11 protein-coding genes are annotated in these 13,267 nt (G+C 62.2%); 7 read left to right on the plus strand and 4 right to left on the minus strand.

All coding sequences use genetic code 11. The annotated features are described in order from the left end of the window. Positions 1-33: 33 nt before the first annotated feature. Positions 34-555: a DUF4142 domain-containing protein gene (locus E3Z29_RS18390; RefSeq protein ID WP_097087254.1), complete on the plus strand. Its 522-nt coding sequence runs from the start codon at positions 34-36 to the stop codon at positions 553-555. Positions 556-617: 62 nt separating this feature from the next. Here the strand turns inward: E3Z29_RS18390 and E3Z29_RS18395 are convergent, their stop codons facing one another. After that, positions 618-887, minus strand: coding sequence for a hypothetical protein (locus E3Z29_RS18395; RefSeq protein ID WP_134786542.1), 270 nt, complete (start codon positions 885-887; stop codon positions 618-620). Positions 888-1,137: 250 nt separating this feature from the next. Here E3Z29_RS18395 and E3Z29_RS18400 point away from each other — a divergent pair, with 250 nt between their 5' ends. The 6 genes from E3Z29_RS18400 to E3Z29_RS18425 are packed head-to-tail and all read left to right on the plus strand — an operon-like array spanning position 1,138 to position 6,565. Beyond that, positions 1,138-1,989: an STAS domain-containing protein gene (locus E3Z29_RS18400; RefSeq protein ID WP_096796830.1), complete on the plus strand. Its 852-nt coding sequence runs from the start codon at positions 1,138-1,140 to the stop codon at positions 1,987-1,989. Positions 1,990-1,993: 4 nt separating this feature from the next. Further along, complete coding sequence (locus E3Z29_RS18405) at positions 1,994-2,356, plus strand: STAS domain-containing protein (protein WP_095136273.1); 363 nt, start codon at positions 1,994-1,996, stop codon at positions 2,354-2,356. Continuing rightward, positions 2,353-2,757, plus strand: coding sequence for an anti-sigma regulatory factor (locus tag E3Z29_RS18410; RefSeq protein ID WP_003225570.1), 405 nt, complete (start codon positions 2,353-2,355; stop codon positions 2,755-2,757). The genes E3Z29_RS18405 and E3Z29_RS18410 overlap by 4 nt, the downstream gene beginning before the upstream one ends. Next, on the plus strand, positions 2,754-3,764 hold the full coding sequence (locus tag E3Z29_RS18415) for an ATP-binding protein (protein WP_134787594.1): 1,011 nt from the start codon (positions 2,754-2,756) through the stop codon (positions 3,762-3,764). Before E3Z29_RS18410 ends, E3Z29_RS18415 begins: the two co-directional genes overlap by 4 nt. Beyond that, complete coding sequence (locus tag E3Z29_RS18420; RefSeq protein WP_134786543.1) at positions 3,757-4,632, plus strand: sensor histidine kinase KdpD; 876 nt, start codon at positions 3,757-3,759, stop codon at positions 4,630-4,632. Before E3Z29_RS18415 ends, E3Z29_RS18420 begins: the two co-directional genes overlap by 8 nt. Further along, positions 4,622-6,565: a response regulator gene (locus tag E3Z29_RS18425; RefSeq protein ID WP_134786544.1), complete on the plus strand. Its 1,944-nt coding sequence runs from the start codon at positions 4,622-4,624 to the stop codon at positions 6,563-6,565. The genes E3Z29_RS18420 and E3Z29_RS18425 overlap by 11 nt, the downstream gene beginning before the upstream one ends. Positions 6,566-7,486: 921 nt before the next feature. On the opposite strand, the gene E3Z29_RS18435 is transcribed toward E3Z29_RS18425, so the two are convergent. From E3Z29_RS18435 to E3Z29_RS18445, 3 genes are all read right to left on the minus strand, one after another. After that, positions 7,487-10,120: an excinuclease ABC subunit UvrA gene (locus tag E3Z29_RS18435; protein ID WP_134786546.1), complete on the minus strand. Its 2,634-nt coding sequence runs from the start codon at positions 10,118-10,120 to the stop codon at positions 7,487-7,489. Between the two features lie 182 nt (positions 10,121-10,302). Then, positions 10,303-12,414, minus strand: coding sequence for a PAS domain-containing sensor histidine kinase (locus E3Z29_RS18440; protein ID WP_134786547.1), 2,112 nt, complete (start codon positions 12,412-12,414; stop codon positions 10,303-10,305). 133 nt (positions 12,415-12,547) lie between these two features. Further along, a complete protein-coding gene (locus E3Z29_RS18445; RefSeq protein ID WP_027613675.1) occupies positions 12,548-13,237 on the minus strand; it encodes a GntR family transcriptional regulator in 690 nt (229 codons plus the stop codon). Positions 13,238-13,267 lie beyond the last annotated feature (30 nt).

Here is a 13,267-nt window from a genome sequence, read left to right on the forward strand (position 1 = left end):
AACGTCAACAAAAACCTGTGTGGAGATACATCAATGGACGGATTCAACCTGCGTCATCTCGTTCTGGCTGTCGCTCTGAGCAGCGGCATGGGCAGTGCCTTCGCCGCCACTTCGAACGACTTCGTCGACAACGCCGCTGCCGGTGGCATCGCGGAGATCGAGACCAGTCGCCTCGCCCTGGAAAAAAGTCAGTCGGCCGACATCAAGGCGTTCGCCAACATGATGATCACCGACCACAGCAAGGCTAACGACGAACTGGCCAGCATTGCCAAGGCCAATGACATCGAAGTCCCGGACACCACGACTCTGGTCAAGCAGGCCAAGGAAAAGATCCTCGACATGCGCGATGAATCCTTCGACGCGGCCTACGCCAACAACCAGGTCAAGGCCCACGAAGAAACCATCGAATTGTTCAAGAAAGAAGCCAACACCGTGACCGACGACAAAGTCAAAGGCGCCCCCGAACTGAAGGCCTTTGCGCAGAAAATGCTGCCGGCGCTGGAAAAACACCTGACCGCGGCCAAAGAGCTGCAAGCCAAGCACCCGAGCAAGTAACCCGGGCGCTGTACAGCAAAAGGCCGCATTGATTAATGCGGCCTTTTTTTGTTTCAGCGCGATCAGCCGCCGTCAGTATCGATGTCGGCATCGGTTTCTTCACCGGGCTTCGGACGATCGGGCTCAGGCTCGAAACCGGGGCTGAACTCGTTGTCATTGTCGGTGTGTTTGTTCTTTTGATCCACCACCGGATCGGCGCTCTGCGCCTGCTCGGTGCCACCCGAGGGTTGCGTTGGCGGGTTCTGCCCCGGCACTTGCGGATCGATGGCCGGGTCGTTGCGATTGATCGGTTCGGCGTCCGGTTTCTGCTGCTGTTGCGATTGCTCGTTCATAGCCACCTCGTTTTTCAATGCTGGCGCGACTCAAACCCGCCGGCCTTGTATGTTCGAAGCCGCTACAGTGCCAACGTTCAAAACATCGCTGGTTTCAGGGGCGCCGACTACAGTTACCGGGGCATTTCTTGCGCCGGATCAAAAATATCCCTGAGCAACCGAACAACTATTTCGAACGGCAAAGGTCACTGACTTCGCACCGGTCACTTTTTACAGAACCGGCCCCAATACGCTACGGAGCAACAGGCACATGGCAGCACTGCAGAACAGCACATTCGATGCGATGAAAAACAAACAACCACAACTGCTGAGCGAATGGATCAACGGCCTGGAAGCCAGCGGCGCCACCCGCAACCTCAAAGACCATGACCTGCAACAGCAGACCAGCGAATTCCTGCAACTGGTGATCAATGGCTTGCAGGATGACAACGGCACCAACATCAATGCGCCGGGTTGGGAAGCCACCCGCCAGTTCCTCGAAAAGCTCTCCCACAGCCGTGCCCAGCTCGGTCAGGATTCGCAGCAGACTGCCAGTTTCATCTTCGCCCTGAAGGGCCCGCTGTTTGCCCTGCTGCAAGCGCACTATAAAGAACAGCCAGCGCTGCTCGCCGAACAACTCTGGGAAATCTCCGAACTGTTCGACGCCTTCGGCATGCACACCATCCGCACCTTCCAGAAGTCCCGCGAAGCAGTGATCAAGCGCCAACAGGAAGAACTGCTGGAGCTCTCCACGCCGGTGGTCAAACTGTGGGACGGCGTCCTGGCGCTGCCGATGATCGGCACCCTCGATTCGCAACGCACCCAAGTGGTGATGGAGTCCTTGCTACAACGCATCGTCGACACCGGTTCGGAAATCGCCATCATCGACATTACCGGCGTACCGACCGTCGACACTCTGGTTGCGCAGCACCTGCTGAAAACCGTGACCGCGATTCGTCTGATGGGTGCCGACTGCATCATCAGCGGCGTGCGTCCGCAGATCGCCCAGACCATCGTCCATCTGGGCCTCGACCTGCAAGGCGTGGTGACCAAGGCCAATCTGGCCGACGCACTGAAGCTCGCCCTCTCCCGCCTGGGCATCAGCCTCGGCAAAGCGGTCTGAGCCGATGGAACGTATCCCGATTCTCCAAATGGGCAAGTTCCTGCTGGTGACCATTCAGGTCGACATGCATGACCAACTCGCCCTCACGTTGCAGGACGACTTGTCCGAGCGCATCAGCAACACTTCGGCTCGCGGTGTGCTGATCGATATCTCGGCGCTGGACATGGTCGACTCGTTCATTGGCCGGATGATCAGCACCATCTCCGGGCTGTCGAAAATCATGGACGCCGAAACCATGCTGGTCGGCATGCAACCCGCCGTGGCGATCACCCTGGTCGAACTCGGCCTGACCCTGCCCGGCGTCAGCACCGCACTGAACGTCGAGCGCGGGATGAAACTGCTGCAGGAACGAGTAGACCGGCAATGACCGTACGCAGCAGCGGTACTCAACCCATCCATATCGAGCAGGATGTCGTGCTCGCACGCCAGACCGCCCGCAAACTCGCCACCGAATGCGGGATGCGCCTGATCGATCTGACCAAAATGGTCACGGCGGTCAGCGAACTGGCCCGCAACACCATGGTGTACGGCGGCGGCGGCGACATGGACTGGCAGATTCTCGATGAAGATCACAAGGTCGGTCTGCGCTTGACGTTCCGCGACGAAGGCCCCGGTATTGCCGATATCAAACTGGCGATGACCGACGGCTGGACGTCCGGCAGCGGCATGGGCCTGGGCCTGACCGGGGCAAAACGCCTGGTCGAGGAGTTCGAACTGGACACCGAGCCGGGCAAGGGCACGCGAATAACGATCACCCGATGGACATGAATATCGCAGGGTCGCTGACCCAGGTGCTGCTGATCGAAGACAGCAGCCAGATCGGCCATGCCCGGCGCACCGCGCAACGGCTCGCCGAGCAACACGGTTTTGATGCAACCGATGCCGGGCGGGTGGCGCTGGTCGCCACCGAACTGGCGAGTAACGTGCTCAAACATGCCAGCCGTGGCGAACTTCATCTGCGGCTGTTGCCGCGCCCCGGCGGATTCGGCATCGAGATGCTCGCGGTCGATCGCGCCCAGGGCTTTGACCTCGACGCGTGCCTGACCGACGGTTTTTCCACCGGCGGCACCCAAGGCATCGGACTGGGCGCCGTGGCGCGGCAGACCGAGGTCTTCGACGTGCACGCCGATGCCCGTGGCGCGGTGCTGCTGGCGCGTCTATATCCGCGCAACGACCGCCAACCGGACTTGCGCTACGGCGTCAGCCAGCATTCGCTGCACAACGATCCGGCGTGTGGCGACACCTGGCACCTGGCGTACAACGGCGCGAATGTCAGTGCGCTGATCATCGACGGCCTCGGCCACGGTGAGGATGCCGAACGCGCGGCCAAGGCCGGCGAGCGGGTGTTCGCCGAGACTCCGTTCGCCAGTCCGGTGCTGCTGATGGAGGATATGCACCGCGACATGATCGGCAGCCGTGGCGGCGCCGCAGCGTTCGCCCAGTTCAATGCCGCCCGCGACGGCCTGACCTTTACTGGCGTGGGCAACATCGGCGCCAGCCTGATCACCGCCGACAAGTCGCGGGGCCTGGCCTCGCACCCGGGCATCGTCGGCGGTCAATACCGAAAAGCCCAGCCCTTTGACTATGCTCACGTGACCGGACATCTATTGATCATGTACAGCGACGGCTTGCAGTCCCGTTGGAATCTTCAAGACTACCCCGGCCTGGTGCACCGCCATCCGGCGGTGATAGCCAGCGTCCTGCACCGTGACTTCTGTCGCGGGCGCGACGACGTCACGGTACTGGTCGTTGCCCTGGAGGCCGCCCATGGCTGAGTCGCCAAGCCTGAATGCCGCCGAACAGGCTGCGCTGATCGCCCGATTGCAGAGCGAGACCGCGGCCCTGCGCGAGGAACTCGACGAGACCAACCAGGGCGTGCTGGCGCTCTACGCCGAACTCGACACCCAGGCGGAAGAACTGAGGCAGGCCTCGGACCTGAAAAGCCGCTTTCTGTCGTACATGAGCCATGAGTTCCGCACCCCGCTCGGCTCGATCCTCAGCATCAACAGCCTGCTCGCCGACGAACTCGACGGCCCGCTCAGCCCCGAGCAGCACAAGCAGGTGGCGTTCGTCAGCAGCGCCGCGCGTGAACTCAGTGACATGGTCGATGACTTGCTCGATCTGGCGAAGATCGAAGCCGGGCGGATCACTATTTCCCCGGCATGGTTCGACATGTTCGACCTGTTCTCCGCCCTGCGCGGGATGTTCCGGCCGATCGTCGATGCGTCGGCGGTGGACCTTATTTTCGAAGAGCCGGTCGGCCTGCCACGCCTGTACACCGACGACAAAAAACTCGGGCAGATTCTGCGCAACTTCATTTCCAACTCGCTGAAATTCACCACCCGCGGTGAAGTGCGGGTTTCGGCGCGCCTGGAAGGCTCGGACAAAGTACGTTTTGCCGTCAGCGACACCGGGATCGGTATCGCGCCGGAGCTGCACGGTGCATTGTTCGAGGACTTCTCCCAGGTCGACTCGCCGCTGCAGAAACGTCTGCGCGGCACCGGCCTCGGCTTGTCCCTGTGCAAGCGCTTCGCTGCCCTGCTCGGCGGCGAGGTCGGGATGGACAGCACACCGGGGGTCGGCTCGACCTTTTTCGTGATCATTCCGCTGGCGCTCGCCTTGGAGAACGTCGATGAAACGTGACATCCGTCTATTGATCGTCGACGACAACGCCGCCACCCGCTACGCCTTGCGCCGGCGCCTGGAGCGCCATGACTACGAGGTGCTGGAGGCCGGCACCGGCAGCGAAGGCCTGGCGCTGATCGCGAGCGAGCCACTCGATGCGCTGATCCTCGACGTCAACCTGCCGGACATGAGCGGCTTCGACATCGTGCGCATCTTGCGTGCTGATGCTCGCACCGCGCTGCTGCCGGTGATCCACGTGTCTGCGGCGTCGATCCAGACCGGCGACATCATCACCGGCCTGAACGCCGGGGCGGATGCTTACCTGATTCACCCGGTAGACCCGGACGTGCTATTGGCGACCCTGCGCACTCTGCTGCGGGTACGTGATACCGAAAACGCGCTGCGTGAGAGCGAGGCCCGGTTTCGCGAGATTTTCGTCAACGTCTCGGCGCCGATTGCCGTGCTCGATGCCAACCTGAAAGTGCATGAATGCAACCACGCCTTCACGCAGATGATTCAAGACAACCGCAACCCGGAAACTCTCAGCGAGTGCTTTGACCAAGACCAGGGCGCGATCCTCAACGAGTTGCGCCTGCGGCTGGTCGATGGCGAGCGCTGGAAAGGCACGTTGAACATGCGCGTACAGGGCGAGGTCCGCGAAACCGAGTGGCAGATTTCGCCATATCGCACACCGCAACTGAGCCTGGTATTCGTCGAAGACGTCACCGAGCATCGCCACCGTGAACGCTCGCACCTGGCACAGCTGGACGACACCAACACACAACTGGCCAAGGAAGTCGCCGAGCGTGTGCGCGCCGAATCGCAGTTGCTGCAAGTGCAGAAAATGGACGCACTGGGCAAGCTCACCGGGGGCATCGCCCACGACTTCAACAATCTGCTGACCGGGATCATCACCAGCCTCGAACTGATCCAGAAACGCATCGCCGATGCCAGGCCCGACAAAGTGCAGCTCTATGCTGAAGCAGCGCTGAATTCGGCGATGAGTGCGGCTTCGCTCACGCATCGTCTGCTGGCCTTCGCCCGCCAACAGCCGCTGGATACCCGGCCGGTGGACATCAATGAGCAGGTGCGCTCGCTGGAAGAATTGCTGATGCGCACCATCGGCGAACGCATCACCCTCAAGCTTGAACTGACCAACAAACCGGCGATTGCCCTGGTCGATCCCGTGCAACTGGAAAGCGCGGTGCTGAATCTGGTCATCAACGCCCGGGATGCGCTGCCCCGAGGCGGCAATATCTGGGTCAACACCTATGCGGCGTACTCCCACGGCGACCCGAACTTGGCCGATGGTGCGTATGTCGCGCTGTCGGTGCGCGATGACGGCACCGGTATCGAGCACAGTGTGATCGACAAGGTGTTCGATCCGTTCTTCACCACCAAACCGCTGGGCCAGGGTACTGGTCTGGGGTTGTCGACCATCTACGGTTTCGCCCGCCAGTCCGGTGGCGATGCGCACATCCGCAGCGTGGCACGGCGTGGCACCGAAGTGACCATCATGCTGCCGGCGACGAACGACCCGACCGGCGCCGACATCCCGGCGCCGAAGGTGGATCCGCAGGGTGCCGGCGAGCATGTCCTGATTGTCGAAGACATGCCGGCAGTGCGTATGTTCGTCACCGAAGTGCTGGAAGACGCGGGTTACCGCTGCACGCAGGCGGCGGATATCGAAACCGCGCTGGAGCGCTTGCAGAATGACCCGACGATCGACCTGCTGCTGAGCGACGTCGGCCTGCCGCGCATGAGCGGCCGGGAACTGGCGGACGTGGCGCGGGGCTGGCGTGAAAGCCTGCCGATTCTGTTCATGACCGGTTATGCCGAGACCGCGATCAATCGCCAGGTGTTCCTGGGCAGTGGCATGGAAATGCTGATCAAGCCGTTCCAGATCAGCGAACTGCTGGACAAGGTCCGCCGCACGCTTGATGGCGCCTGACCCGTCGCTTTCGCGAGCAAGCCCGCTCCCACACTGGAGCTGTGTTGATCACCAGCCTTGTGCACACCGCAAAACCTGTGGGAGCCGGGCTTGCCCGCGAAGGCGTCGGTATAGCCAGCATCTCGTTGCCTGACACACCGCTTTCGCGAGCAAGCTCGCTCCCACACTGGAGCTGTGTTGATCACCAGCCTTGTGCACACCGCAAAACCTGTGGGAGCCGGGCTTGCCCGCGAAAGCGTCGGTATAGCCAGCATCTCGTTGCCTGACACACCGCTTTCGCGAGCAAGCCCGCTCCCACTTTGGGGCGTGTTGATCACTAGCCTTGTGCACACCGCAAAACCTGTGGGAGCCGGGCTTGCCCGCGAAGGCGTCGGTATAGCCAGCATCTCTATTGCCTGACACACCGCTTTCGCGAGCAAGCTCGCTCCCACACTGGAGCTGTGTTGATCGCCAGCCTTGTGCACACCGCAAAACCTGTGGGAGCCGGGCTTGCCCGCGAAGGCGTCGGTATAGCCAGCATCTCTATTGCCTGACACACCGCTTTCGCGAGCAAGCTCGCTCCCACACTGGAGCTGTGGTGATCACCAGCCTTGTGCACACCGCAAAACCTGTGGGAGCCGGGCTTGCCCGCGAAGGCGTCGGTATAGCCAGCATCTCGTTGCCTGACACACCGCTTTCGCGAGCAAGCTCGCTCCCACACTGGAGCTGTGTTGATCACCAGCCTTGTGCACACCGCAAAACCTGTGGGAGCCGGGCTTGCTCGCGAAAGCGTCGGTATAACCAGCATCTCGTTGCCTGACACACCGCTTTCGCGAGCAAGCTCGCTCCCACACTGGAGCTGTGTTGATCACTAGCCTTGTGCACACCGCAAAACCTGTGGGAGTTAGCTTGCTGGCGATGGGGCCAGTGGGATCGCCGCGGTTATTGGTTCAAGGCCCTAGCCAGAAACGGTGCGGTTCGGCTCTTCTTGCTCGCGGCAACTTTCTGCGGCGTGCCGGCGGCGACGATTTTGCCGCCCTGATCACCAGCCCCCGGGCCAATGTCGATCACCCAGTCACTCTGTGCGACTACGCGCATTTCATGCTCGACCACGATCACCGTGTGTCCTGCCGTGACCAGCGTATCCAGTTGCTCCAACAACCGATCGACGTCCCGCGGATGCAGTCCGGTGGTCGGTTCATCCAGCACATACAGGGTCGCGCCGCGCTGATTGCGCTGCAGCTCAGTGGCAAGTTTGATCCGTTGCGCCTCACCGCCCGACAACTCGGTGGCAGGTTGGCCGAGCCGCAGATAACCGAGGCCGATGTCACGCAGCACCTCCAGTGAACGACGAATCCCCGGCTGCTCGCTGAACACTTCTACCGCCTCTTCCACGGTCAGTTGCAGCACCTGCGCAATGCTCAAGCCTTGCCACTGAATCGCCAGGGTCTGCGGGTTGTAGCGCGCGCCATGACAGGTCGGGCACGGCGCATACACGCTCGGCATGAACAGCAACTCGACGCTGACAAAACCTTCACCCTCGCAGGTCGGGCAGCGGCCCTTGGCGACGTTGAAGGAAAACTGCCCGGCGTCATACCCCGCCGCCCGTGCCTCGGGCGTGGCGGCGAACAGTTTGCGCACGTTGTCGAACAGCCCGGTGTAGGTCGCCAGATTCGAACGTGGCGTGCGGCCGATGGGCTTTTGATCGACCTGCACCAGGCGTTTGATCGACTCCAGCCCCGCCGTCACCTGACCGCTGCTGGCCTGCGGCGCATCGTCTTCGAGGCTGAGCTCTTCCGGCTCGTCCTCAACCAGCGGCCGCCCGAGTTGCGCGCCGACCAGTTCGAGCAACGCCTGACTGACCAGACTCGACTTGCCCGAACCGGAAACCCCGGTGACCGAGGTGAAGCAGCCCAAGGGAAATTCAGCGCTGAGGTTGTGCAGGTTATTGCGGCTGATGCCATCGAGTTTCAGCCAACCGCTCGGCTTGCGCGCGGTGCGGGTCTGCCGCTGGCTCTCGGCAAACAGATAGGCGCGGGTCTGCGATTCGTCGATCTCGGCCAGCCCGGCCGGAGGGCCGCTGTACAACACCTGCCCACCCTTCTCGCCCGCCGCCGGACCGACGTCGATCAGCCAGTCGGCGCGGCGCATGGTTTCCAGATCGTGCTCGACCACAAACAGCGTATTGCCGTCGGCCTTCAAGCGCTGCAAGGCTTCGAACAGCGCCTCGCCATCGGCCGGATGCAGACCGGCGGACGGCTCGTCGAGCACGTAGATCACGCCGAACAGTTGCGAGCCCAATTGCGTCGCCAGGCGCAGGCGTTGCAGCTCGCCGGACGACAACGTCGGCGTGCTGCGCTCCAGCGCCAGATAACCGAGGCCCAGATCGGTCAGGGTGCTGACCCGCTCCAGCAAGTCCTCAGCGATCCGCTGCGCTGCCAGGCGTTTTTCCAGCGACAGGTTCGGCGTGTGGCGCACGTCCGGCGCACTGGCGTGGCCGCTGGCACCGTGGGCCACGCGCTGCTGGCGCGCCTCGCGGGTTTGCGCATGGCTGAGGGTTTCGCCGCTTTCTTCGGCCTGCTGCAGATAGGTCGCCGCAGCCACGGGTTTCAATACTTCGGCCACTTGCAGCAACGGCATCTGCGACAGTTCACCGATGTCGTAACCGGCAAAGGTCACCGACAACGCTTCACGCTTCAGGCGTTTGCCGTCGCACAACGGGCACGGGCTGCCGAGCATGAATTGCGAAACGCGCTTCTTCATCAGCGCACTTTGCGAATGAGTGAAGGTGTGCAGGATGTAGCGGCGGGCACCGGTGAAGGTGCCCTGATAACTCGGTTCCATCTTGCGCTTGAGGGCGACCCGGGTTTCCTCCGGGGTCAGCCCGGCGTACACCGGCACGGTTGGGGTTTCTTCGGTGAACAGAATCCAGTCACGCTGCTTTTTCGGCAGTTTCTTCCAGGGGATGTCGACGTCGATGCCCATGGTCACGAGGATGTCGCGCAGGTTCTGCCCCTGCCACGCCAGCGGCCAGGACGCCACGGCGCGTTGGCGGATGGTCAGGTTCGGATCGGGCACCATCAGCGCCTCGGTCACCTCGTAGACCCGGCCCAGACCGTGGCACTCCGGGCACGCGCCTTGCGGGGTGTTCGGCGAGAAATCCTCGGCGTAGAGCATCGGTTGCCCCGGCGGGTAACTGCCGGCGCGGGAATAGAGCATGCGGATCAGGCTCGACAAGGTGGTCACGCTGCCGACCGACGACCGCGTGCTCGGCGTACCGCGCTGCTGTTGCAGGGCCACGGCGGGCGGCAGGCCTTCGATGGAGTCGACATCCGGCACCCCGACCTGATCGATCAGTCGCCGCGCATACGGCGCCACAGATTCGAAATAACGCCGCTGGGCTTCGGCGTACAACGTTGAAAACGCCAGCGACGACTTACCCGAACCCGAAACCCCGGTGAACACCACCAGCGCGTCGCGAGGGATATCGACGTCGACATTCTTCAGATTGTGTTCGCGGGCGCCACGCACCCGAACCATGCCGGCGGGTGCTTTGGAGGTGCGTTTGGAAGTCATGGGCTGTCCCTGCAGAAAATTTAGGGGCGAAGCTGAACCCTGTGGTGAGGGGATTTATCCCCGATCGGCGGCGCAGCCGGCGCAGTCACTGCAAATTCCATATAGCTGGAAAAATGCTGGGGAGTGCTGCGCACTCCATCGGGGATGAATCCCCTCGCCACAGGGAATCGGGAATTCGCCAGTTAGGCACTCAGCACCGAGCGAATCATCTGCAACAACGCCTCCGGGCCATACGGTTTGCCGAGCAAGTGCGTGTCCGGGCTCAACTGGTGGTTGCGTGAAATGATGTCGCGGGTGTGGCCGGAGGTGAACAGCACCGCCACCGGTGGTGTCTGCACCTTGGCCCACGCCGCCAGATCAGAGCTTTTGATCAGCCCCGGCATCACCACGTCGGTGAAAATCAGATCCACTTGCGCGCCGTCCAGCAGCAACTGCATTGCCACGTCGCCATTGCTCGCAGTCAGTACGCGGTAGCCTTCCTCGCGCAGCAACTCCACTGCCGAGGCGCGCACCGCGTCGTTGTCTTCAACCACCAGAATGGTTTCGTGGCCTCCGCCCTGTTGCAGGTCGACGCTCGGCGTCTCATCGAGGACCGGACGCAGGCTGCGCGGAAAGTACAGTTGCACCCGCGTGCCTTCGCCCACGGTGCTTTCGATCTCGACGTGGCCGCCACTCTGTTTGACGAAGCCGAACACCATGCTCAAACCGAGCCCGGTGCCCTGACCATCGGCCTTGGTGGTGAAGAATGGCTCGAACACCTGCTCGAGCATTTGCGGTGCAATGCCGACGCCGGTATCGCTGACCATCACCCGCACGAAATCGCCGGCAACGATGCCTTTGCCCGCGCAAAAAGTGCTGTCCAGCCGAGTATTAATGGCACTGAGACCAATCGTGCCCTCGCCTTTCATCGCGTCCCGGGCGTTGATCGCCAGATTGAGAATGGCGTTTTCCAGTTGATTGCGGTCGACGTTGATATGCCACGGGTCCTGCGGCAATTGCACGTCGATCTGAATGGTTTCGCCCAACGCACGCTGCAGCAATTCTCCGACGCCGTCGAAGATCTGCCGCGGATCGCACACCGCCGGTGACAACGGCTGGCGCCGGGCAAAAGCGAGCAGTTGCGACGACAGCTTGGCGCCGCGCTCGACCGCTGCCAGCGAGGCGCTGACCCGGCGTTGCACGTTGGCATTGTCCGGCTCATGCCGCGCCAGCAAATGCAGGTTGCCGGCAATTACCTGCAGCAGGTTGTTGAAGTCGTGGGCCACGCCGCCGGTCAGTCCGCCGATGGCTTCAAGCTTCTGCGACTGGCGCAATTGCTCTTCCGCCGCCAGCCGGGCATCCACTTCGTTAGCCACCCGCTGCTCCAGGTTGCGCGTGAATTTGAGCAGGGATTCTTCGGCAATCTTGCGTTCATGGATGTCGATCAACACCCCGGGAAAACGAAACGGCGCACCGTGTTCGTCGAACTCGCAGGCGCCACTGGCGAGCACCCACAGGTAGCTGCCGTCCGCGCGCCGCACGCGGTATTCAGCGTTGTACGGCTCACCGGTCTGCAGCGAATGACTGACCCGATCATGCACCCACGCCAGGTCGTCCGGGTGGATCCGCGACTCATTGACGGATTGCGGCAGGTTGCTCAAGTCCTGATCCGGCGGATAGCAAAAGGTCCGGGCGAAACGCTCGTCGGCCGACAGCACATTGTTCTTCACGTCCCAGACGAACGAGCCGAGCAAGGCGCCGGCATTCAGCGCCAGACGCACCCGTTCGTTGTCGGCCCGATAAGCGTCTTCTGCCGCCTGACGCAGGCGCTCGGAGCGCACCAACTCGGTGGTCTCGACCACCATCGCCATCACTCCTGAAGGCACGCCGTCATCGTTGGCCACCGGGCTGTAATACAGATCCATCCAGACATCTTCGGGCACGCCATCGCGCAACAGCACCAGCTCCTTGTTGCGGTAGGACAAGGTGCCGCCCGCCAGACAGGTGTCGACCACATGCCGGTTGAACTCGGCGACTTCCGGCCAGCCCAGCTCCACCGGCACCCCCAACAGATAGGGGTGGCGGCCACCGGCAAACTGCGAGTAAGCGTCGTTGTAGATCATGTAGCCGGCGTGGCCCCAGAGCATGACCATCGGCAAGGGCGAGGCCAGCATCAATTGCACGGTGCTGCACAAGCTGGCAGGCCAGGTGTCGAGCGGGCCGAGTTCGGTGAGGCGCCAGTCGAACGCGCAAATGCGTTCGGCCATCTCGCCTTTCCAGCCGTCACAACCGTGGCTATCGGATAAAAACTGCATCGATTGACTCGGTGTCCTGTGGTGTTTGCCCGATACATCGCGACGGCAGAACGCCGCGACGCCCGTCTGTTTCGAGCCTCATCGGCCGTAATGGTTTCATTAGAGGTATAGCCGATTTCAGACCAGGCCCGGATCAGACCCCGATCAGGTGCTTGAGCGGATGGTAGCCAGTTTTCATCTTCGCCGCGACGTCGAGAATCGCCTTCTCGATGCCGTTCAAATGCGTGCAGGTCAGTTCGATGGCGGCGCTCTGATCGCCCGCCTCGATGTATTCGATCAGGCGCAGATGTTCGTTGTCACGGCAGGCTTCATGGCTGTCGTCATCCAGTGCAGCGACATACAGCGAGGCGCGGGAAATCAGCTTCTGGAACCAGTCGAGCAGCACCGGGTTGTTGAGGCTGCGCGCCAGTTTGAGGTGGAACTCGCCGAGCAGGTAAATCAGTTGCTCGTGATCGCCTGCCGCGTGGGCTGCGTCCTCCAGTAGCAGGTGCTCGCGCAAGACCTGCATGGCGGCGGTGTCCTTGCGCCGACAGAGTTCGGTGACCATGCCGATTTCGATCAGCCGCCGGGTTTCGAACAGCGAGCGGATCTCTTCGTTGCTCGGCAGCGACACCGATGCACCTTTATTCGGCTCGGTGGTGACCAGCCCCTCGGCTTCCAGTTGCTTGAGCGCGGCGCGTACCGACGTGCGGCTGACATTGAACAGTTCAGCCAGGGACGCTTCGCCCAGCTTCATCCCCGGACGCAGCGAACGCTTGCTGATCGCCTGGTAAACCCCTTGGTAGACGCGGTCGACCGTGGTTTCCAGTTTCTTCTCGGTCATTCGAACACTCCTTTAGCCTCGGGCAAACAC

The organism is Pseudomonas sp. S150 (assembly GCF_004526365.1).
Classification (GTDB): domain Bacteria; phylum Pseudomonadota; class Gammaproteobacteria; order Pseudomonadales; family Pseudomonadaceae; genus Aquipseudomonas; species Aquipseudomonas putida_A.